This is a genomic window from Psychrobacter sp. PSP, from assembly GCF_024085615.1.
In the GTDB taxonomy this organism is placed as follows: Bacteria; Pseudomonadota; Gammaproteobacteria; order Pseudomonadales; family Moraxellaceae; genus Psychrobacter; species Psychrobacter pacificensis.
The window spans coordinates 157,404-179,955 of the sequence record NZ_JABLTF010000019.1 but is presented as its reverse complement, the minus strand read 5'-3'; the positions used below and the strand labels follow the sequence as shown (position 1 = coordinate 179,955).

Annotated in this window: 24 protein-coding genes; 12 read left to right on the top strand and 12 right to left on the bottom strand. The window is 43.7% G+C overall.

The window, feature by feature from the left end; all coding sequences use genetic code 11:
- Positions 1-4: 4 nt before the first annotated feature.
- Positions 5-952, top strand: coding sequence for an NAD(P)-dependent oxidoreductase (locus tag HL061_RS09675; RefSeq protein WP_252962781.1), 948 nt, complete (start codon positions 5-7; stop codon positions 950-952).
- Positions 953-973: 21 nt separating this feature from the next.
- Here HL061_RS09675 and HL061_RS09670 read toward each other — a convergent pair whose 3' ends face one another.
- Together HL061_RS09670 and HL061_RS09665 are read right to left on the bottom strand one after the other, a co-directional pair.
- Positions 974-2,578: an NAD(P)/FAD-dependent oxidoreductase gene (locus HL061_RS09670; protein WP_252962771.1), complete on the bottom strand. Its 1,605-nt coding sequence runs from the start codon at positions 2,576-2,578 to the stop codon at positions 974-976.
- Positions 2,579-2,667: 89 nt separating this feature from the next.
- On the bottom strand, positions 2,668-3,381 hold the full coding sequence (locus tag HL061_RS09665; RefSeq protein WP_240365546.1) for an RluA family pseudouridine synthase: 714 nt from the start codon (positions 3,379-3,381) through the stop codon (positions 2,668-2,670).
- Between the two features lie 393 nt (positions 3,382-3,774).
- On the opposite strand from HL061_RS09665, the gene trxA reads away from it, so the two are divergent.
- The 3 genes from trxA to HL061_RS09650 all read left to right on the top strand — a co-directional run bounded on the left by trxA (position 3,775) and on the right by HL061_RS09650 (position 6,441).
- Positions 3,775-4,101, top strand: a complete 327-nt coding sequence (gene trxA / locus HL061_RS09660; RefSeq protein WP_058023544.1) for a thioredoxin — start codon at positions 3,775-3,777, stop codon at positions 4,099-4,101.
- A gap of 524 nt (positions 4,102-4,625) precedes the next feature.
- The gene (gene rho / locus HL061_RS09655) at positions 4,626-5,894 is read left to right on the top strand and encodes a transcription termination factor Rho (protein WP_058023543.1); all 1,269 of its coding nucleotides are present in this window, start codon (positions 4,626-4,628) and stop codon (positions 5,892-5,894) included.
- A gap of 319 nt (positions 5,895-6,213) precedes the next feature.
- Positions 6,214-6,441: a glycine zipper 2TM domain-containing protein gene (locus tag HL061_RS09650; RefSeq protein ID WP_058023542.1), complete on the top strand. Its 228-nt coding sequence runs from the start codon at positions 6,214-6,216 to the stop codon at positions 6,439-6,441.
- A 183-nt stretch (positions 6,442-6,624) separates the two neighbouring features.
- Here the strand turns inward: HL061_RS09650 and HL061_RS09645 are convergent, their stop codons facing one another.
- A complete protein-coding gene (locus HL061_RS09645; protein ID WP_252962770.1) occupies positions 6,625-7,515 on the bottom strand; it encodes a neutral zinc metallopeptidase in 891 nt (296 codons plus the stop codon).
- 545 nt (positions 7,516-8,060) lie between these two features.
- Here HL061_RS09645 and HL061_RS09640 point away from each other — a divergent pair.
- The gene (locus HL061_RS09640; protein ID WP_071002831.1) at positions 8,061-8,423 is read left to right on the top strand and encodes a hypothetical protein; all 363 of its coding nucleotides are present in this window, start codon (positions 8,061-8,063) and stop codon (positions 8,421-8,423) included.
- A gap of 182 nt (positions 8,424-8,605) precedes the next feature.
- Here HL061_RS09640 and HL061_RS09635 read toward each other — a convergent pair whose 3' ends face one another.
- From HL061_RS09635 to rpmI, 5 genes are all read right to left on the bottom strand, one after another.
- The gene (locus HL061_RS09635; protein WP_058023539.1) at positions 8,606-8,905 is read right to left on the bottom strand and encodes an integration host factor subunit alpha; all 300 of its coding nucleotides are present in this window, start codon (positions 8,903-8,905) and stop codon (positions 8,606-8,608) included.
- 248 nt (positions 8,906-9,153) lie between these two features.
- Positions 9,154-11,559: a phenylalanine--tRNA ligase subunit beta gene (gene pheT / locus HL061_RS09630; RefSeq protein WP_252962769.1), complete on the bottom strand. Its 2,406-nt coding sequence runs from the start codon at positions 11,557-11,559 to the stop codon at positions 9,154-9,156.
- Between the two features lie 102 nt (positions 11,560-11,661).
- A complete protein-coding gene (gene pheS, locus HL061_RS09625) occupies positions 11,662-12,717 on the bottom strand; it encodes a phenylalanine--tRNA ligase subunit alpha (protein ID WP_058023537.1) in 1,056 nt (351 codons plus the stop codon).
- Between the two features lie 307 nt (positions 12,718-13,024).
- On the bottom strand, positions 13,025-13,381 hold the full coding sequence (rplT, locus tag HL061_RS09620) for a 50S ribosomal protein L20 (protein WP_071002829.1): 357 nt from the start codon (positions 13,379-13,381) through the stop codon (positions 13,025-13,027).
- Positions 13,382-13,516: 135 nt separating this feature from the next.
- Positions 13,517-13,714 carry a 50S ribosomal protein L35 gene (rpmI, locus tag HL061_RS09615; protein ID WP_058023536.1) on the bottom strand — a complete coding sequence of 66 codons (198 nt, stop codon included), beginning with the start codon at positions 13,712-13,714 and terminating at the stop codon, positions 13,517-13,519.
- Between the two features lie 434 nt (positions 13,715-14,148).
- Here rpmI and HL061_RS09610 point away from each other — a divergent pair, with 434 nt between their 5' ends.
- The 6 genes from HL061_RS09610 to HL061_RS09585 all read left to right on the top strand — a co-directional run bounded on the left by HL061_RS09610 (position 14,149) and on the right by HL061_RS09585 (position 19,285).
- Positions 14,149-14,592, top strand: coding sequence for a thioesterase family protein (locus HL061_RS09610; RefSeq protein WP_071002828.1), 444 nt, complete (start codon positions 14,149-14,151; stop codon positions 14,590-14,592).
- Positions 14,593-14,769: 177 nt separating this feature from the next.
- On the top strand, positions 14,770-15,606 hold the full coding sequence (gene hisIE, locus HL061_RS09605) for a bifunctional phosphoribosyl-AMP cyclohydrolase/phosphoribosyl-ATP diphosphatase HisIE (protein ID WP_071002827.1): 837 nt from the start codon (positions 14,770-14,772) through the stop codon (positions 15,604-15,606).
- 204 nt (positions 15,607-15,810) lie between these two features.
- Positions 15,811-16,053, top strand: coding sequence for a Sec-independent protein translocase subunit TatA (gene tatA, locus HL061_RS09600; protein ID WP_058023534.1), 243 nt, complete (start codon positions 15,811-15,813; stop codon positions 16,051-16,053).
- A gap of 26 nt (positions 16,054-16,079) precedes the next feature.
- Positions 16,080-16,739, top strand: coding sequence for a Sec-independent protein translocase protein TatB (tatB, locus tag HL061_RS09595; RefSeq protein WP_058023533.1), 660 nt, complete (start codon positions 16,080-16,082; stop codon positions 16,737-16,739).
- A complete protein-coding gene (tatC, locus tag HL061_RS09590) occupies positions 16,739-17,626 on the top strand; it encodes a twin-arginine translocase subunit TatC (protein WP_071002826.1) in 888 nt (295 codons plus the stop codon). Before tatB ends, tatC begins: the two co-directional genes overlap by 1 nt.
- Positions 17,627-17,788: 162 nt before the next feature.
- A complete protein-coding gene (locus HL061_RS09585; protein WP_252962768.1) occupies positions 17,789-19,285 on the top strand; it encodes a UvrD-helicase domain-containing protein in 1,497 nt (498 codons plus the stop codon).
- Positions 19,286-19,455: 170 nt separating this feature from the next.
- Here the strand turns inward: HL061_RS09585 and HL061_RS09580 are convergent, their stop codons facing one another.
- Positions 19,456-19,698, bottom strand: a complete 243-nt coding sequence (locus HL061_RS09580) for a hypothetical protein (RefSeq protein ID WP_093071238.1) — start codon at positions 19,696-19,698, stop codon at positions 19,456-19,458.
- Between the two features lie 27 nt (positions 19,699-19,725).
- The gene (locus HL061_RS09575; protein WP_093071239.1) at positions 19,726-20,130 is read right to left on the bottom strand and encodes a hypothetical protein; all 405 of its coding nucleotides are present in this window, start codon (positions 20,128-20,130) and stop codon (positions 19,726-19,728) included.
- 84 nt (positions 20,131-20,214) lie between these two features.
- Here HL061_RS09575 and HL061_RS09570 point away from each other — a divergent pair, with 84 nt between their 5' ends.
- Positions 20,215-21,216: a tRNA-dihydrouridine synthase gene (locus HL061_RS09570; RefSeq protein ID WP_252962767.1), complete on the top strand. Its 1,002-nt coding sequence runs from the start codon at positions 20,215-20,217 to the stop codon at positions 21,214-21,216.
- Between the two features lie 49 nt (positions 21,217-21,265).
- Here HL061_RS09570 and HL061_RS09565 read toward each other — a convergent pair whose 3' ends face one another.
- Both HL061_RS09565 and HL061_RS09560 read right to left on the bottom strand, forming a co-directional pair.
- Positions 21,266-21,691, bottom strand: coding sequence for an MAPEG family protein (locus HL061_RS09565; protein WP_071003744.1), 426 nt, complete (start codon positions 21,689-21,691; stop codon positions 21,266-21,268).
- Positions 21,692-21,705: 14 nt separating this feature from the next.
- On the bottom strand, positions 21,706-22,119 hold the full coding sequence (locus HL061_RS09560) for an OsmC family protein (RefSeq protein ID WP_058023529.1): 414 nt from the start codon (positions 22,117-22,119) through the stop codon (positions 21,706-21,708).
- Between the last annotated feature and the right edge of the window lie 433 nt (positions 22,120-22,552).

Below are 22,552 nucleotides of genomic sequence, written 5' to 3'. Positions count from 1 at the left end.
CATGATGCAAGCCGTTTTTTTGGATAAAGGCACTTTTTCTGATGGCATTGATTTGCCCGCACCAGCAGGCATAAGCGATTACGTCACTTATAACGATACGCCAAAAGACACGGACCTCATTATTGAGCGCTGTAAAGATGCCGATATTATCATCACTAATAAAGTGCAAATTGGCGCGGAGGTGATCGCTGACCTACCTAAGCTAAAATTGATTCAACTGACCGCCACTGGCATGAATAACGTCGATCAAGCCGCTTGCGATAAACATGGCGTAGCACTTTATAATGTGGCGGGATATGCGGTAAAAAGCGTGCCTGAGCATACCTTTATGCTCATGCTGACTGCGATGCGTGCCGGTATTCATTACCATCAAAAAGTCGCTGATGGCACATGGCTAGCAAACGGGAATTTTTGTCTGCTGGATATTCCGCTGATAGATTTGGAAGACAAGACGCTAGGCATCATTGGTATTGGCACCATTGGCAAGCGCGTGACCGAAATCGCGCGTGCATTTGGTATGACAGTTCTATGGGCGGAGCATCAAGGACGCACGCCGCGCAACGACGATTATACGGCATTTGATGAGGTATTAGCTCGTGCAGATGTCCTCAGTTTGCATTGCCCATTGACTGAAAAAACCGAGCACCTCATTAATAAAGATACCTTGGCAAAAATGAGCAAACAACCGCTCATCGTCAATGTCGCTCGTGGCGGCGTCGTTGATAGCCAAGCATTGACTGATGCGATTAACAACGAGCAAATCATCGGTTATGCCAGTGATGTATTTGAACAAGAGCCCATCGCGAACGATGACCCATTACTCAGTCTCAGCGACCATCCACGCGTCATATTTAGCCCGCACAATGCTTGGGGCAGCAAAAGCGCCCAAGAGACCTTGTGGCAGATATTAAGCAAGCAAGTTGCTGACTTTATCAATAATCAGCATCAATAACGACTATCGATCAATTAAAACCTAACGACTGAACCGCAACCAGTCGTCTTTTATTTTGCGGTATTTGAGCATCACACGGTCGCTAAGATAGTTGTTGGTCACGTACCACGGGTAGCGATCGCCTTGCTTCGGCAGTCTATCTTGGGCACGTCTGACATATCCAGACGATAGCGAGCCCATCACCGTATTTGCTTGGGCGTAGGCGGTAGCATTCGCCGCCTGTGCCTGTGGCAGCGCGACTTGGTAGCGGTTTTTGTGCATATAACTCAACAGCCGCACCAAATACTGACACGCCAGATCAATCTTTAGCGTCCATGAGGCGTTAGTGTAGCCAAATAAGGCCGCCAGATTGGGCACGCCTTCGATCATGACTGCCTTATACGTCATGCGCGTGCCGATATCAATGGCCTGCCCGTCGATATATACCGCTGCTCCGCCTAGCATTTGCAGCTTCAATCCGGTTGCTGTGACGATGATATCAGCCTCAAGATGCTCGCCTGATTGCAACATAATACCGGTTTCGGTGAAGTGGTCGATCTGATCGGTGACCACTGCTGCACGCTCACCGTGCAAAGACTTAAATAAGTCACTGTCTGGCACAGCGCATACGCGTTGATCCCACGGATTGTAGTCGGGCATAAAGTGCTCGACATCAACGCCGCTACCTTTTAACTCTTTTGTCACGCCGCCTTTTAGCACAGCTTTCATCAGCTTGGGCGCGTGAGTGGCTAATTTATACAGCCCTTGCTGCCGCAACACGTTGCGCGCTCGCAGTACCGTATAGGCCTGCTCTTTTGATAAAGGTGAAAACTTGCCTGATAGCCAGTCGATAGCATGATCATCGCCCGGTACGCTTGCCACATAAGTGGGTGTCCGCTGTAGCATCGTGACATGACGCGCACACTGCTCGCTGCTGTCATCTACCAATGCCGGCAATAGCGTCATTGCAGTGGCACCGCTGCCAATAATGACCACTTTTTTGTCATTATAGTCTAAATCATCCCAATGCTGCGGATGGACAATACGACCGCGGAAATCTTCTTCTCCCGCAAAATGAGGTCGATAGCCTTGCTCATAGTCGTAGTAGCCCGTAGCACCGACGATAAACTTTGCCGTCTTAACGAACACTTCTCCGCTGGTATGGTTTTTTATGGTTGCTGTCCATAACTGATCCATACTCGACCATGATATTTGCTGAACTTCATGCTCATAGCGAATATGCTCAGTAATACCAAACTCGCGCGCCGTATCAGCGATATAACGCTTGATATCGCCACCTGCTGCCAGCATTCTATAATCTAGCCACGGTCTAAAATTATAGCCAAAGGTTAAGGCATCAGAGTCCGAGCGGATACCAGGATAGGTAAATAAATCCCACGTCCCGCCCAAATCAGCCCGCTTTTCTAATACGACAAAACGCTGCGTTTTTGTCTGTTTTTGTTTTTTTGCACCTTTATGACCAAATAAATTTTTATGCGCTAGTTGCTGTAAGCGGCAGGCCATACCGATACCCGCAATGCCCGCACCAATAATCAGCACTTCATAATCAGCAGGCTTACCCCTTTGCGACTGTCTACGTGCGAGGCGACTTTTAATCGCCTGTTTGGTAGTAGCGATATCAAGCATATTCTCATCCTTGTGTTTACATGATCAGCGATAGCCTTAGTGCTTCTATTAATCGCGCGCTTCGACTTCATATTCAGGCAGCTAATGCATCAAAATGGGCATGGACTTTCCCAGTCCATCCAAGCACCCAATACTGGATGCTTTAAGCGCAATTGCTGCGCATGTAGATTTAGCCTTGGCGCAATCTTGAGTGCCGCGCCTTCAGCATATATCGGGTCGCCAATCATCACATGACCTGCATGCACCATATGCACGCGTAGTTGATGGCTGCGACCCGTAACGGGTTTAAGCATCACTCGGGTAACTGGTTGACCATCACACATTTCGTGCGCTATGACTTCATACAGTGTTAAAGCATGCTTTGACCAGTCATGATCAACGATATGACGCGGCTTGGTCGTCGGCTCATAGCGTACTGGCACCGATATCTCACCCGCTGCGCCCACCTGCTCCCATTCCCCAAAAACTCGTGCTTGGTATTTTTTCTGCGGTAAGCGTTCAATAAACTGTTTACTGATATTGGTTTGGGCGTCGGCATTTTTTGCGAAAATAATCAGACCTGACGTGTCCATATCCAATCGATGAATCAGTTTTACCGCTGGATTAGCACGCTCAAGCCGGGCAAGCAGGCTTACCTTGAGGGTCTTGCCATCGACGCTTAACAGCCCTGCCGGTTTATCCACTACCCAAATATCATCGTCTTCGTAGACCGTAATTTTTTGCGCAAATTGTTTGAAAAACTCAAGTGGATAGGCATTTTCTTGCGCGTTGAGAGCGTCGACTTCTTCATCAGTAAAAGGCATAAACTTAACTACTTATATAAATTAAACGTAATATGGGGCTTTGGCGGCTGTTATTTTGGCACAGTAGCGCCCTATTTATTGAGAGTAAAAGTGGGATGATTCAATGTAAAAACAGACGGCTAAAAGTGCTCAAAAAGTATGTTTTAGCAAAGCAATGATCACACGTAACAGAGAAAACCCAACCTGTGTCATTCTGTTTTGATTTATTGTGCTAATCGTAATTGTTGAACAATTTAACCAGCCTGAATCTGTCAAGACTGAGCAAACATGTTAATATAATGGCACATTTTCACCACTTCTAAACGATTCTTTGACCACTGACCCACTTATTATTAGATAAATATGACAGCTGGTGTGTGGTGACAGAATAAATAAAACAAGAGAGATAAAATTATGTCAGACCTTATTGTTAATACTACCGACACAAACTTTGACCAAGACGTTCTAGAATCAGATCTTCCTGTATTGGTAGATTTTTGGGCAACTTGGTGTGGTCCTTGTAAAGCGATTGCGCCTATTTTAGAAGATTTAGCGACTGAGTACCAAGGTAAAGTTAAGATCGTTAAAGTTGACGTGGATAACAACCCACAAGCAGCGAGCCGTTTTGGTATCCGCAACATCCCAACTTTATTTGTCTTCAAAGACGGCGAAAAAGTAGATTCAGTGATGGGTCTACAGCCAAAAGCTGAATTGGCCAAAGTATTGGACAAGCATTTATAAGTTGAATGTTATCATTTCAAAGTTTTTTGAATCAATGAGCTAAAGCGATAAAGAAAGCCATTATCTGATAACGATAATGGCTTTTTGCTTGTTTTTTGTGCAAAAAACTTGATTATACGAATTTTTTGGCAAAATTTATTGACAACGCTATTGTGAAGACCGTATAGTCTGCTGACAAGAGAAAACCATCTGTTTTCCTAGTATCTTGTCGCTATTCTCCTCGTGTTTATCAACAAAAACACAATCGTCATTATAAACACCATTGCTAAACGAAATGACTAAACGCAATGACTGATATTGAGTTTTTGACGCAGACTCTTATGTAGCCTTTTTTATTCCTAATTCTTATGACCTTGCATCCAGCGATAGCAATACGTCTATAAGCAGACATGCAATACCAACACTACATAAGCCATTGCGCTGTACAAATACCTTCTATCATCATATTACTGTCGTTTTACTCACTGTCGTGACTTGTGCTGCTAATGGCATCTCTCATCTGATCAATTGCTAATGACCTATCTATGAATCTAACTGAATTAAAGAAAAAATCAATCTCTGAGCTGTTGGCTATTGCCAAGGAAATGGGTCTTGATAACATGGCGCGTAGCCGTAAACAAGACATTATCTTTGCTATCTTAAAAACCCATGCCCGCAACGGTGAAGCCATCTATGGTGACGGTGTGCTTGAGGTTCTTCCTGATGGTTTTGGCTTTTTACGCTCATCAGAAGGCTCTTATCTAGCAGGTCCTGATGACATCTATGTCAGCCCTAGTCAAATTCGCCGCTTCAGCTTAAAAACGGGCGACAGTATCGCTGGTACGATTCGCCCACCAAAAGATTCTGAGCGTTATTTTGCGTTACTAAAAGTTGGTGAAATCAACTTTGATACGCCAGATCGCTCACGTCATAAGCTGATTTTTGAGAACCTAACACCGCTATTCCCTACTGAGCAGCTAAAGCTTGAGCTTGGTAATGGTACTACCGAAGATCTGACAGGGCGTATCATTGATTTGATTGCACCAATTGGTAAAGGTCAGCGCTCTATTATTGTCGCACCGCCAAAAGCGGGTAAAACGATGTTATTGCAATCTATTGCTCAGTCCATCACTCGCAATAATCCTGAATGCTACTTAATCGTCCTGTTGATTGATGAGCGTCCAGAGGAAGTCACCGAGATGGAGCGTACCGTGCGCGGTGAAGTCGTTGCCTCTACCTTTGATGAGCCACCTCAGCGTCACGTACAAGTGGCTGAGATGGTCATCGAAAAAGCCAAACGTCTGGTCGAGCATAAGCAAGATGTGGTGATTTTATTAGACTCGATCACTCGTCTGGCACGTGCCTATAACACGGTCATACCATCATCAGGCAAAGTATTGACCGGTGGTTTGGATGCCAATGCGCTTGAGCGTCCAAAGCGTTTCTTTGGCGCTGCGCGTAATGTCGAAGAAGGTGGCAGTTTGACGATTATTGCCAGTGCGTTAATTGATACTGGTAGTAAGATGGACAGCGTGATCTTTGAGGAATTCAAAGGAACGGGCAACCAAGAAATCACCCTTGAGCGCGACTTGGCCGAAAAACGTGTCTTCCCTGCAATCAATATCAAAAAATCAGGCACACGCCGCGAAGAGCGCTTGTTGGACGAAGATAAACTACGTAAAGTCTGGATTTTACGTAAACTGCTGCAGCCGATGGATGGCGTCCAAGCTACTGAATTCTTGTTAGATCGTCTCAAAGAAGCGAAAACCAATGACGAGTTCTTTGAGCAAATGAAACGCAAATCACAGAACTAATTTACGCATATTTTTCCAAGGCATGCCATTGTTTGCTTGATATAAAGACTGCCGTTCGGTGGTCTTTTTTATTTCCGATTGCCAAAATACTCGCCTACCTATTTTTGCGTTAAGTACCTCATATAAGCAAGTACCCGTTTTATGATACAGTCTGGAAACATCAATTACATGTCGTTTGCAAAGTTTAGCGTTTTTACTACGACTAACTATCTGCTAACCCACTATTATGGCAGACAGCAGGAATATATTTGAAAATATCATGGACATTGTTTTTTTAAAGGTATTATATTTCAAACTTGACGAATAAATAGGTGATAATATGAAATTTGCTAAAACGATCGCAATGACAGCAATTACGAGCTCAGCACTCATCATGACTGGTTGTAATTCATATGGTGGTATGAGCAATACCGCTAAAGGCGCAACAGCAGGTGCCGCAGCTGGTGCACTTATCAGAAGTAAAGGCGACAGCAAAGACATCGCTCGTGGCGCATTGGCTGGTGCAGCTATTGGCGGCGCTGGTGGTTATGTGCTTGATAACAACTAAAAACTTCTACACTGATATTTCTTAATAATGCGTTGAGTCATATCAGATAGAAGATAATAAAAAAGCCTGCAATTGATTGCAGGCTTTTTTATATCAACTTTTTGCATGGCTATTATTGTACTGACAACCCGTTATTGTTGTACTGATAACCCGTAGGCGGATTTGCAAAAAATAATCTTACTTTTAAAGCGCACCACTAAAGGTATCGCAAGATTGTACATTACCGCTCTCTAAGCCCCGAGTGAACCACTCAACACGCTGTTGACTGGTACCATGCGTAAAGTTATCAGGCGCAACCGCTCTACCACTCGCCTGTGCCAATCGATCATCGCCGATCTGACCGGCAGCATTAATAGCCTCATCAATATCACCCGCTTCTAAAAACTGTACACGCTCTTGGTTACGCTGCGCCCAAACGCCAGCAAAGCAATCTGCCTGCAGCTCTTGTAACACTGACAACTTATTGGATTGTGCTTGGGTCACTTGCCGACGGGCTTCATTGACCTGCTGACTAATACCTAGTAGCGTCTGAACATGATGACCCACCTCATGTGCGATAACATAAGCCTGCGCAAAATCCCCCGCTTTACCTTGGTTTTCCTGAGTCCCAGAGCCTTGCTGATCCCCTGCGATACCCAGATTTTGACGCATCTCCACAAAAAATGATGTGTCTAAATAGACCGTTTGATCACCTGGACAATAAAAAGGCCCTGTCGCCGCGCTGGCACTACCGCACGCCGAATTTACTTGACCATTGAACAGAATTAGCGAGGGCTCTTTATAAGTACTACCCGCTTCGTTAAATATCTGATGCCAGACCTCTTCAGTATCCGCCAGCACAACTTTGACAAACTGGGTATCTCGATCTTCACTTATCGCAGGTTCGCTGGAAGTTCCATTACTACCACCACCAGCGATTACCTGACCTGTTTGCAGCGCAGTCATAGGATTTACCCCAAATACCAGCCATAAAATACCTGCGATAATGATACCGCCAATACCACCACCTATCATTTTGCCGCCGCCCGTACTAGAGCGAACATTAGAACTGCCTCGTCTGCCTTGCCATTTCATAGTTTATTCCTCAAATATACGAGATATAATCACTCGTATTGTTCATTATTCATGTTGTACAGTAAGCCGCTCAATACGTTGATTTGATTTTTGGTTTGCTCACTCACAAGCAATTTTTCTTAATATAAATAGCGCTAATTATCATGGCTTATTTGTCCCATATTTACTTGTCCCATATTAATGGCGTACTTGTGCCTCATTAGACGAGACAATCGACTCTAATTTTACTTAACCAAACACCATAAATACGTTAAATTACAACCAAAAGTAGGACTGCATATTGTGCCGTAACAGTCTGATGTCATTGATTATACGTCGATTAATCAGGTTTGTTGTATTAAAAATACTATCGAACAGATGAAGTAAAATATTATTTTAAATATTATTGTTACTTAATTGTACAACCCTATTTCCATTTTCATATAAAACATATAGAATGCGTGGAAGCTGAGTAGCTGTAACTAAGACTAATTGAATTCTGAGAAACCTCGGAATTCGTCCTTTGTTGCTGCTACTGCTCATTTCATTTTTCCGGAGAAAATCTTATGAAACTTAAATTACTTGCTCTAGCTGGTATCATGACTGCAACTATGGGCCTAACTGCCTGTGACAGCAACAAAGAAAACGCTGCTGAAGATCTATCTGACGCGCAAGAAGAAGTGCAAGACGCACAAGAAGAGCTAGCTGAAGGCGCTGCTGACGGTGAAGCTATCCCTGCTGATGCTGACGCTGCTGTTGCTGACGCTGAAGCTGACATCGCTGACGCTCAAGTTGCAACTGCTACTGACGAAATGGACGCTGAAGTTCCTGTAGACGGTACTACTACTAGCGTTGACGTAGCTAGCGAAACTGATACTGCTGCTGTTGACGCTTCTGACGAAGTTGTTGTTGAAGAGCCAGCTCAGTAATTTATTGTTCATACAATAAATAAACGGTAATAAAAAAAAGAGAGCCTATGCTCTCTTTTTTTATGCCTGCAATTTATGACAGTTAGTTACTTATAACCATACTTGGTATTTATTGGCTATACAAGCCAATAGTTTTACAAGGCTATAGCGAAAACAAGCAAGCTGTCATACTCAATAACGCATTAAGTATCGAATAAACGCTCATCAACTTTCTGACGAAATTTTTGTCCTGTCTTGAACGTCACCACGCGGCGCGCGGATACGGCGACAGGCTCTCCTGTCTTTGGATTGCGGCCTGGACGGCTGTTTTTGTCTTTAAGCTCAAAGTTGCCAAAGCCTGAAAGCTTGACCTCTTTGCCATCAATCAAACTATCTGACAGCTCATCAAAAAAGTTCTCCACCAGACAGCGACCTTCTTGGCGTGTCAGATTTAGATGACTCATTAAGTGCTCAATCATGTCAGATTTGGTTAAGGTGCTCACAGTACGACTCCTATACTATGTCGTGATGTCGAATATCATGGTTTAGCGGTATGAGGGTTAAGTCTAATTATTATAAAGGTTTTTTGAGTAGTTTTTAATAAACTATACATTAAAATCCTTTATTAATAATGACTTAACTTATTTTACAAATAAAAGGGTTATAAATAATAGTTTTTACGAATAGCAATGCTCCATAGCCTCATAACTGAAGAGGCTATAGAGCATTGGGTCTTTTAAAAGACTAAATATTAGCTGTCACGTAACTGGACTGCGTGTTGATCCGTTAATGCCTGTACAACCTTATCAGTGGCAGTTTTTACAGCTTCATCCGATAGGGTTTGTGTAGCATCTTGCCATACAAGTGCAAACGCCAATGAGCGCTGACCAGTCGGTACTTTATCGCCTTGATACACATCAAATAGCCACAGATCAGTCAACAAATCACCTGCCGCAGCTCGTACCGTTGACTCTAAAGTCTGCAAACTGATATCGCTGTCTACTAAAATAGCAATATCACGGCGCACTTGTGGGAACTTGCTAGGCGTCGTAATCGAATGCTGCTCACGAGCAAGCGTCAATAGCGGTGCCAGTGACAATTGGGCAACCCATGTCGTTGGCAGATCCAACTGCTTAGCAGTATTTGGATGTAGCTGACCCAACCAACCAACATAGATATCATCGATATATAACTCAGCGCTTTGTCCTGGATGCAGGAAGCTCAGCGCACTACGCTCATAGCGAATACGGGCGCTATCGATCTGCGCTGGTAATAACTGTTCAATATCATGTTTGAGATCATAAAAATCTAAGACGCTGTTTTGATAAGCCTGCTCACTCCATACATCACCCACTGCGACCAATGCAATGCTTGGGGTTTGCACCAAATCACTGATACTTTGTCCAACAAAGCTAAGACCCGTCTCAAAGAAACGTACGCGTGGCTGCTGACGATTCAAGTTATATTGCACGCAAGGCAGTAAACTTGACAGCAAGGTACGACGCATGACCGCCAAATCACTAGAGATAGGGTTTGCCAGTGCCAACACCTCCCCTAGCGCTTCATCATCAAGCAATGCTTCTAATTTTGCACCACTAAAGCTAAAGCTGATGGCTTCCATATAACCGTTATCAACCAGTGCTAGCTTCATCCCATGAGTCAAATCTGCAGTATCGTCATAATCCATGCTGACTTGCAAATATGGCAATACGCTTGGAATATTGTCATAGCCATAGATACGGGCAATTTCTTCGATGAGATCCTCGCGGATACTCATATCAAAACGGTAAGACGGCGGCTTACAAATCAATGCGTCGTTTTGCTGCTCTACCTCAAAACCTAATTGAGTTAAGATACGCACCATCTCTGATGGCTCGATATCAATACCAATAACATCACGTACTTTCGCAATTGGCAATGTGATCGGTTCGCGTGCTGGCAGATGCTCAAGGTTTTCGGCCGTGACTATTTGTCCTGCTTCGCCGCCCGTGATGCTTGTGATCAAGTCACAAGCTCGTGCCAAGGCAAGTTTCGGCAATTCAAAATCGACCCCACGCTCAAAACGCTGTGATGCATCCGTATGCAATCCAAAACGGCGTGCGCGCGCAGCGATAGCCAGTTGATTAAAGAAAGCGCTTTCTACCACGATATTGGTCGTACTATCGGTGACACTGCTACGCTGACCACCCATAATGCCAGCCAGTGCCAAGGCACCTTTGTCATCAGCAATCACAAGCTCATCACCGGTTAGCGTAACCGTTTGCTCGTTGAGCAAAGTAATGGTTTCATCAGGCTGTGCCAAACGCACAACAATATCACCTTCGATGGTATCGGCATCAAAAGCGTGTAGCGGTTGACCCAGCTCCAAGAGCACATAGTTGGTCACATCGACCAAGAAGTTGTGTGAACGTAGTCCTGACTGTACCAATGCATCTTGCATCCATTTTGGTGTCTCAATGCTACGATCAATATTGCTAATCGATTGCAACAGATAGCGAGGGCACGCCTCTACCGCATCAACAGTGACAGCGGGCGTTGCACCATTATCAGAAGCGACGACATTGTCAGGAATCTCTGGCAACTGTAAAGGCAAGTCATTGATGACTGAAATCTCGCGAGCGATACCGCGAACGCTAAAGCAATCACCACGGTTTGGGGTGATAGAGATATCTAATATCTGATTATCTAGACCTAAATACTCACGGATATCGGTACCAACTGGTGCATCTTCAGGCAACTCAAGCAGTCCATCTATATCATCTACCAAGTCAATTTCAGAGGCGCCGCATAGCATGCCGTTTGAGGCAACACCGCGTAGCTTGCTTTTCTTAATCTTAAAACCTTTTGCGTCATCGCTTGGTAGTATCGCACCAACGGTAGCAACCGGTGCTTTCATACCGACGGTCACATTAGGTGCGCCGCAGACAATTTGCAGCGGCTCAGCGTCGCCAATATTTACCTGCGTGACACGCAGTTTGTCTGCATCTGGATGCGGCTCAACGCTGATAACTTCACCGATGACCACACCGCTAAATGCACGGGCAACTGCGTAACGGTCATCAATTTCAAGCCCTGCCATGGTCAGCTGTTCAGCCAACTGTTCGCTGGTATTTTTGGGGTTTACCCATTGACGTAGCCACTGTTCGCTAATTTTCATAAATATCTCGGATCAGAATTTTATAATAAAGATGTTGGAGTAAAGCTTGGCAAATTAACTTGTTGTATTAACAAGGAGCACTTTTATATCAACAAAAGCACGTTAGCCAAATTGCTTTAAGAAGCGCACGTCATTTTGGAAAAACAAACGTAAGTCATCAATACCGTAATACAACATCGCAAAGCGCTCGATACCCATACCAAATGCAAAGCCTGTGTATTTATCGCTGTCAATACCGCAATTGGTCAATACTTGTGGATGTACCATACCGCAGCCCATCACTTCAAGCCACTTGCCGTTATCATCTAAGATATCTACTTCTGCAGACGGCTCAGTGAATGGGAAAAATGAAGGACGGAAACGCACGGTCAGCTCTTTGGCAAAAAATGCTTCTAGAAACTCACTAATCAGACCTTTTAGCTCAGCAAAAGTGCTCGACTCTGTGACCATAAGGCCTTCTAGCTGATGGAACATCGGAGAGTGGGTTTGGTCTGAGTCGTTACGATAAACACGGCCTGGGCAAATGATGCGAATCGGTGGCTCGTTCTTTTCCATGGTACGAATCTGCACTGGGCTGGTATGCGTACGCAGTAGATAATGCGCATCGAAATAGAATGTATCATGCATCGCGCGCGCAGGATGGTGCGACGGGATATTCAACGCTTCAAAGTTATAGTAATCGCTCTCAACTTCAGGGCCGGTGGCAACATTGAAGCCCGCTTGAATAAAGTACTGCTGCATACGCTGAGTAATCATCGTCACGGGATGCAGATGGCCTTTTTGACCACCGCGAGCAGGAAGAGTAATATCAATGCTCTCTGCTTCTAGCTTAGCGTTGAGCGCGGCGACTTCTAACTGCTGCTGTTGATCGCTCAGCGCTTGCTGAATGCGGCTACGCACCTCGTGCAACCAGCCACCGTAGGTTTTTTTATCATCAGCATCGAGTTTGCCCATCTGCTTTGACCAGCCAGTCAATGGGCTTTTTTTGCCAGTCAATTGCACACGCAAGTCTTGCAAGGTACGCGCATCAGTTACTTGTAGAATCAAAGCTTCAGCAGCACTCGCAAAGTCGGTAAGCTGAGCTTCATTGAGCTCGTTTAGCTCTGAAGACAAGGTCGGTAGCGCCGACAAGTCGTTGGTAGCAGCAGGGTTAGTCATAAGACGCATTATTCCTGATTTGAACGGACTATTAATTGTAGGGATTTGACCAAATATTGCAAACCATTTATCCCGTTATCTTCATAAAGATAAGTGGTCTAAAAGGCTTGAATATTTAGACAGATAAAGAGCAGGTGCTGGTATCCACTCAGACTAAGTAAATACACCATAATTTAAAATAAAAAAAGCCACCGACCAGCGGTAGCTTTTATTAATATCGTACTATTAATCAATATTAGTTCTATTCGTTTAGACGCTTACTTAGATAAATTTTATATCTACTTAATCTCTAAAGAGTAGTTAATATTTATGCTAGTTCCGCTTTTGCTTTTTCGACCAATGCTGTGAAAGTCGCTGCATCATGCATAGCGATGTCTGCTAGAACGCGACGATCGATTGCGATGTTTGCTTTTTTCAAGCCATTGATAAAGCGGCTATAGCTCAAACCATTTAAGCGTGCACCAGCATTGATACGTGCAATCCAAAGACGACGGAAAGTACGTTTTTTGTTGCGACGGTCACGATAAGCATATTGACCAGCTTTGGTCACTGCCTGTACCGCTACGCGGTAAACACGTGAACGGGCACCGTAGTAGCCTTTTGCGCGTTTTAAGATTTTTTTGTGACGGCGATTTGCCTGTACACCACGTTTTACACGGGCCATAATTTACTCCAAGATTTTGTAATCACTGTTAAGCGAGTGATGATGCTGTCAAATAACAAACATCATTGTCAGATTGCAAAGTCAACTATCATTTCATCAGATAGTTTTCAATCAAAGATAGATGACAGTAGGCTATTAGATGTATGGGCACATACGACGAATGGCTGCTTCGTCAGATTTATGTACCAACTTAAGACCACGCAACTGGCGAATACGCTTAGGTGATTTCTTGGTCAAAATATGGCTTTTGAATGCTTGCTTACGTTTAAAGCCATTTGCTGTTTTTTTGAAGCGTTTAGCGGCACCGCTTCTGGTTTTCATCTTAACTTTCATGATGATTTGCCTCTTTTTCTGTTTTAGAACCTGGTCGTCAAATAGTCATACCGAATAATCGCTATATAAATAACCACTAAACCTCTATTTGCCTCGAGGTGGGAGGCGGTATTTTAGCAGATAGTGCCTTGTTTTGCCAAGTAAAGTTTTGGTTAACCTTTACTTGGAAATAAAGACCGTTAGCCAGCATGAGTAGCGCTACAGCGCATCTCTTAAAAACCTCATAAAAATGGTCAATTTTCATCCAAATAGATTGAATGTCAGCTGAAGCTGTGCTTAAGTAGATACTTAAGTTACATCATAATATGAGTGTCATGAAAGCACACTCATTTATCAAGTGTATACAGCCTTTTATTTGTTCATCGTTATTATGATTCTGCCAACCTATCGCATGATAAGTAGCATAATTGTTTGCCACCACTTTAGGAGATAGTGTGTCAAAGCAAGAGTTGGTATTTGAGGATTATTTATTTGTTTTTGAGACAGTGATGTGCGTGCGTCATACCGAAATCGACTTGGGACAGCATGTGACCATCGAATCTCTGACTGCCCTTCTGTCCGAAGCGCGACTAAGATTTCTACACGCTAAAGGTATTAAAGGAATCAATTCAGATAACCAGGGCTTAATTATTGATACATTGCAGTTGGTTATTTTGAGTCGTATACGAGTATGCGAAGAGCTTTTGTTTGAAGTCGGTGTTGAGCCAATATATGATAATGGCGGTAGCATCGTGATAAAGATCACACGTATGCACACAGGTGAAGTGGTCGCCAAAGCAAGACAACATTTTAGAAATTATGATTTTAATCTCAATAAAGTGATTAAGCACGATAACACGACCAAAGAGGCTCTATATCCTCATTTATTTAGGCTGTAAAATAGCGAGTCAATATCACCTTTCTCATTTTAATGCTCGCGCAGCTTTCATATGACATCATATTTCAGAGCATTTTAGACAATCTCCTCGCTCTAATCATAACTCGCTCCAATCATAAGTAGTATAATTACTTATTGATATTTTTACTCTTTCTAACTATAAGACGATACATACATTATGACTCTACCTGCTTGGCTGACTGCCATAACTTTTAATGCTGATGGTTTGATTCCTGCAATTGCTCAAGATCACAAGTCAGGCCGTATTTTGATGATGGCTTGGATGAATGCAGACGCATTACAGCTCACCGTACAAACGCAGACCGCGGTTTATTTTTCGCGTTCACGTGGCAAATTGTGGCACAAAGGCGAATCATCAGGTCATACGCAAACCGTCCACGATATTCGTCTAGACTGTGACGCAGACGTGATTGTGCTAAGCGTGACTCAAGCGGGCGGTATTGCTTGTCATACAGGCCGTGAGTCTTGTTTTTATCAGCGTTTAGATCTATCAGGCCAAACACCTGAATGGCAGACAGTCGATAAAGTATTGAAAGACCCTGCGGAGATTTATCATTCTGACAAATCTGCTAGCACCAATGCTGAAAACGAAAATGCTAGCGCGACCATCGACTCTAATAACACTCAAGCGCAAGTCGATAAAGGCTCTGTGCTACAACAGCTCGATCAGGTATTGGCAGAGCGCAAACAAGCCGATGCCAACAGCTCTTATGTCGCCAGCCTATACGCCAAAGGCTTGAATAAAATATTAGAAAAAGTCGGTGAAGAGAGTACAGAGAGCATCATTGCTGCCAAAGATTTTGCTCACTGTGATGAAAATAAAGACAAAGCTGCTTTTGAGGCGGCGCGCCACGAGCTGATCTATGAAGTGGCAGATGTCTGGTTCCATACTTTAGTCGGACTGGCATGGTTTGACATAGAATCAGACGCTGTACTAAATGAGCTAGGTAGACGGTTTGGCTTATCAGGTATCGACGAAAAAGCGGCTAGATAGTTATTAAGATACAAAAAAAAGCATCGACCCTGTTTGATTATTGTTGATTTCACCTATTTGTAATAACTGCGGGTTATAATATAGCTCTGTTTTATCTCGCATTATATGTGATGCTTTTTTTGATACATAACTCTTTTATCAATTCAAAGCAGACATATGAAGACTGAAAATCAAATCACAAAACCAGGTCACAAGGATACCATTATGGGTAGTTTTTCTATTACGCATTGGCTGATACTATTGGTCGTCGTCGTTGTCGTGTTTGGCACTGCAAAACTAAAAAACGCTGGCAAAGATTTGGGCAGTGCGGTTAAAGGCTTTAAAGAAGCGGTCAAAGATGAAAATACAGAGCATGCCAAAAAACGCGTGGTGCTTGACCATGATGGCACGGCCCATACCGACGAGCGCCCAACAACCACTAAGGTTGATGACAAGCATAATGTATAGCATCTAGACAGTGACATCGGACCATTATGTTTGATATCGGGTTTTCTGAACTACTTCTCTTTGGCGTAATCGCCCTAATCGTCTTGGGCCCAGAAAAACTGCCACAGGCAGCGCGTACGGCTGGGCAATGGTATGCCAAAATTCGCCGCACCGTCTCCACATTACAGTCTGAAATAGAGGCCGAGCTAGACTTGGCTGAGACACGCCAACAAATGCAAAAAGAGCTGGCCAAAATTCGTCAAACCGAAGCCGATATGAGGCGTGAGATGGCGGAGATGCGCGGCAATATGAAGGCTTTTGAAAGCTCACAAAACCATTCTATAAAAACCTCGAATGAAGCGGTAGCGAGTGATAGAGATAACAAAGCTGACGGCACAAAAAACCATCAGCAATCACCCACACCAAAAGCATTCGACTACTCTTACGCAACTGACGAGCCCCAAGATACTTTAGAGAAGGGTCAGTTATCAAAGCACGGTAACAGCAATGATGATAGTGATATGGCCGCGCCCGTTACTCAAATCCTTAATACCCGACCGTGGGAAAATATGTGGTTCCGTTTGGGTGCTTACGATAAAGCTCGTCGCCTCCCAATGCCACCTTATCTACCGAACTATAAAGCCGATACCTTACTAAATAGCTCGGTAAGTACGCAGACTTCTGATAATAAGCAGGGGACTGACTGATGCAACTACTCAAACGCAAGAAAAGCCGCCAAGAAAAACTCACTGATTCAGATATTCCTGCTTTAAATGGCATTAATCAAGACGGTAAAGCAACAACTGATAGCACTCAAAATGAATCATCAGAGGATGTTTTAAGCGCATTGGGCGATATGCCTATCACTGAGCATTTGATTGAGCTACGCCGCCATTTAATTAAAATATGCGTGGCTGTTTTGATCATATTTTTGGGATTGGTCGGTTACTCACGTGAGCTGTATAACTTTTTATCAGATCCGTTGGTGGCACAGTTGCCTGCCAATTCGACCATGATTGCCACAGATATCACCTCGAACTTTATGGCACCGATACGTTTGACGGTTTTTGTTGCTGCCTTTTTGGCGATGCCTTATATCCTTTATCAAATTTGGTCATTTGTTGCGCCAGGTTTATATAAAAAAGAAAAAAGAATCGCTATCCCAGTGCTGCTGTCTTCTATATTTTTGTTTTATGCAGGTGTGGCGTTTTCTTATTTTATTGTGCTCAAAGGCGTCTTAAAGTTTTTTATTCTATTTGCCCCACAAAACGTACTACCGATGACCGATATCGACAGTTATCTGAGTTTTGCTTTAAAGCTATTTATGGTGTTTGGCTTGACCTTTGAGATTCCAGTTGTGACCTTGCTATTGATATTGGCAGGGATTGTCTCCATTCAGAGTCTAGAGGAAAAGCGTCGTTATATCATTGTGGGCTGTTTTGCTGTGGCTGCCGTGGTCACGCCGCCTGACGGGGTATCGATGCTGATGCTAGCAATCCCGATGTGGTTACTGTTTGAGCTTGGGTTATTTTTGGCTAAAATCTTGATCAAAGAAGAACCTAGCACTGACCTGATATCAACAGTCAAAGAATAAAGCATTTACCCGTCTGACTTATCTTGTTTTCTTCTTGCCCCACGCGTAAGCTTAGTGCTTATTGTCACGATTGAGTACCACCATCTATGAGCCATTGTTTATCCAGTGGCTTTTTTTGCCCCTTGTGTTTTTAATCACTTCTTGTATTTAGGTAGCTTTATTATGTCCGCATCGATGCCAGCTTATATGAGCGATCCCACTGATGAGCAGCTCGCCGCGCTGAATATGGCGATGGACCAAAAATCATTTAAAGTGGTGGCGTACGCAGGCGCTGGTAAGACCACGACACTCAAGCTAATCGGTGAGCGCTTGCGAGGTCGCGGACTGTATCTGGCCTTTAACAAAGCGATTGCCAATGATGCTCGTTCCAAGTTTCCACCGCATGTAGAATGCCGCACTTTTCACTCGCTGGCCTACCGTCATGTCGCGCGTGATATTACCGCCAAGCTATCTCTACCGCGATTTTCACCTAAGCGTCTGGGTGATGATTTGGGCTTGCAACCTGTGCAAGTCCGTCGGCAAATGGATGGGGTTAATAAATACATTACGCTGACACCAGCACGGTTGTCTCGATTCGTCAGTGACGCAGTGAGTAATTTTTGTAGTACACATGCCAGCTACCCTGCGCCAAGGCACATACTGTTTCCAAGCTGGCTCGATGATTCAGACGCCGAGCAATTACGCGAGATTCTCTACCCTGCCGTTGAGCAGCGCTGGCTACAGTCGATCGATGCGCGTCATCCTGCGGGCATAGGGCATGATATTTATCTCAAACTGTGGGCATTGTCCAAGCCGAGCATCCCTGCGGACTTTATTTTGTTTGACGAGGCGCAAGATGCTGATCCATTAATGATGGGTATCTTGACCCAGCAATCAAGACAAGTCATCTATGTGGGCGATGCGCACCAGCAGATTTATGAATGGCGCGGCGCTGTGAATGCAATGAAAAAACTGCCATTGCCACAGACGTTATTAACGCAATCCTTTCGCTTTGGTGAGCCGATTGCAGAAGTGGCCAATACTTTACTAAAAGCGCTGCAAGAAGATGTACCGCTAAAGGGCAATCCAAACAAACAGTCTTCTACTGATAAAGGTATGGTACACAGTAAAAAAGACGCCATTTTATGCCGGACCAATGCTGCGGCGATGTCGCAATTACTCACAGGGTTAAAGCACGGGCACCGTGTAGCGCTACAAGCAGATACTGATCGCATGCTCAAATTCTGTCAAGCAGCAGAAAACTTAAAAAATGGTAAATCGGCTTATGGTGTACCCGAGCTGGCTTATTTTTATAATTGGGGCGATGTACAAGAGTATGCTGAAACCAACGAGGGTAGCGATCTCAAAACACTAGTCAAACTGGTCGATGATCATGGGACTAATGTATTAAGCCAAGCGGTCAATAGTCTCACTAGTATCGAAAATGCGGATTACGTCATCTCTACCGCGCACAAAGCCAAAGGGCTTGAATGGGGGAAAGTACAACTAGATGATGATTTTTACTACGATGTGACGACCAATGCGGTCAAGATAACTCCAGAAGAGCTGCGCTTGCTTTATGTCGCTTGTACGCGGGCGCAGAGTAATCTAGATATTCATAATATCAAAGACTTGATCTCTGGATTACAGACAGGGAAGAAGGTGATTTTTGGGTCTTAACGTCGTTTTGGTTTTTAGATATTCTGTTGCCATACATCTAATTTACCTTTTGTATATAAGTCAGAGTCATCAGCATAGATTCCGTTCACCAGTTCATTTAAAGTCACTTGATTTAGCTCGCATCTAAAAGGCAGTTTTTTGTGCGACTGGCTAACGGCAGAAATTCTGATTTATCCTGCTTGCTCATCGAACCATGCATAAAATAGCATTTCTGAAACACCACTTTTTCTATGATATAAATTAGCGCATTCACCAATAAACTCTATGACAGAATCTTCGCTCCACTCTACAAGTAGATCTTGGTTAACGCCAAAGCTAACTATGTTTTGCGCTGCTTCCTGATGAATATCTTCAGCACATATCACTACCATCTCTTCTAGCTCTACTAACCACCTTCTAAACGTATTGTGCATATCTTATCCCAAGTAGCTAATATATTTTTAAAGTAGAGTATTTACTGTAGTAATTTTTGGTGTACTAGAGGATAGTATGCTAATACAGTCGTCTGTTCCGATTACTAGATACTCTGTTAATAGGTCTTTTTCAACATAACCTGTTACAAATCCTTCTCGCTGTTTTTCTAAGTCGAACCAACCTCCATCGCTAACCTCCCATAGCCAACCGTTCGGACAATCATCATTCCAAAATTCAACAAGGTTTCCATTATCTAATACTCTAAATCCAATAATATCAGTGAAATCGACGTACACCATTTGCCGTATTTCTTCAGTTGAAAAGAATAAAGACACTCTTAATAACCATGAATCATAACTTATATGATTAATTAACGGTACAACACTATAAAGCGGAATACTTTTGACTGACTCTACTCGTATTTCAGACATAATAAAGTCCTGTTTTAATTTATTAAGGACTATAATACTAGAATGAAATTATTTTACATTTATTAAAAACAGTCCTTTGAATATATGCCTCTATCAGAAAACCTATTTGCCAATCCCGTCCGCCTCCTCGCCCCCATGGAGGGCTTGACTGACCCACTAATGCGCCAAATCTTAACGCAAATTGCAGCAGACTTAGGTCGTCCCTATGATTGGTCAGTCAGTGAGTTTATTCGTATCACCCAGCATGTCTTGCCAGCCCATGTGTTTTATAAATACGTGCCTGAGCTGCATCACGATGCCAAAACGGCTTCTGGTACGCCCATTCATGTGCAGCTTTTGGGTAGCGACGCGCAGCTGATGGCAGAAAATGCTGCTTATGCTGTCGAGCTTGGTGCGCCTGCCATTGATATCAACTTTGGCTGTCCTGCAAAAACGGTCAATAGCCATCGTGGTGGTTCTGTATTGTTAGATGAACCTGAAACCATGTATCAGATTATCAGTGCCGTACGTCAAGCCGTTCCCACTGACATACCAGTATCAGCTAAGATTCGTCTAGGCTATACCGATACTAGCCGAATGGATGACATTCGCGGCGCGATTGCTGCTAGTGGCGCTGATTGGCTCACTATCCATGCACGCACCAAAACCCAAGGTTATAAGCCGCCTGCCTATTGGGACAAAATCCAAAGTTTTAATGCACTTGATATTCCTGTGATTGCCAATGGCGAGATATGGAGCGCAGCGCAAGCAAATGACTGTATGATGCAAGCAGGCACGTCACATCTCATGTTAGGTCGCGGCGCAGTCACACGACCTGATTTGGTTGCGCAAGTCGATAACTATACTGAAAATCATGATGACAGCGGAAAAAACACGGCAACCTTGCTATGGCAAGATTTGATCGCCCATCAAGTTAAGTTTTTGGAAGGTGAGGCAAAGAATGATGTGGTATTGGTTGGGCGTTATAAACAGTGGTTAGGGATGCTCACCAAAGGCTATGCTGAGGCGCAAACAGTGTGGGAAAGTATCAAGCGAGAGAAAAACAAAGCGGTGATTATCAATGCACTACAAGCAAGCGTACAATAATAATCACCTGATCATATGTGGTCTACTTGGTAAATATAGACGGGTAACGCTATACACTGACTCGTATCGCCAGATAAAACAGCATCAGATAGCATGCCATGGATAGCACCCAGAGAATAGAGCGAAACGTCGATAAGTTGGTGATATAAGCGGTGCAATAACCAATTCGAATGATCACATACAGCCATGCCAACACATTAATGATCGATTGTGGTACAAAGAACAGCATGGCCACCAACACGGCCGCCAAAAACACTGGCAGAGTTTCATAGCTATTTTGCTGCGCAGCATTGGCACGTGCAGCCATTCCAGTTGTGTGCTGAAAAAAATCGCGAGGATGTGCATTATTTCTGACCCTAAAGCCGCCAGATACTTTTGCCACTATTGATACCGCCCATGGCAGTAAGCTCGCTACCACCATTGCCCAGATGGCAGACGCCACTTTATCAGAAACCAAGTCAAAAAATGCACTGATCATCGTATAAATCCTTAGCCTGCAATCACTTCAAAATCATGGGTAATATTGACCCCACCTGCGACCAGCATGCGACTGGCTGAGCAGTACTTCTCTGCTGATAGATGAATGGCCTTTTCGACCTGTTTGTCTTTGATGTCTTGACCTGTGACTACAAAATGCAGATGAATATCGGTATAAACAGCTGGTACGGTTTCGGCGCGCTTGGCGGTCAGCTCACAGCGTACATCCGTGACATCTTGACGCGACTTTTGGAGGATTGACACCACATCGTAGCTCGCACAACCGCCCAGCCCTAGTAAGACTAGCTCCATTGGGCTTGAGCCTTTTTCTTTGTCCGCATCGATTTGTACGTTATGTCCTGATGGTGACACGCCCATAAAGGCTTTGTTCTCTTGCCATGTAACGCTTGCTTTTGATTCTGACATTGTAAATGTTCCTTACTGTAATTGGCATAAGCCTATTTTTATTGTTTGAAATATATGCAGCTTGGCTAGTGTAGCATAAGCCAAAGCAAGATTTGATAAAGCCATTGTTTGGCTATCGTGTCATGAGAAAACAATTTCTTGGTCTTATTCTCTTCTTCAATAAATGATTTGAGTACTATGAAGCTATCGTTACTCGCATCGATATTTATCAAATTTTTATTTGAAAAACCTACAAAAGTCTGTTTATAAACAATTGATTTTAAAAGGTAAAACTCGTGAAACATTTTATAGCAAAATACTGTTACACATTCTGCTTGTTTCTTGGTTTAATGACGGTAATGAATCTTGTTTTTAGCTGATATTGATAACCATCACCTTATAATAATTATGATTGCTATCGCAGTATCAAATGAAAACAGGCTATTTTTAAACA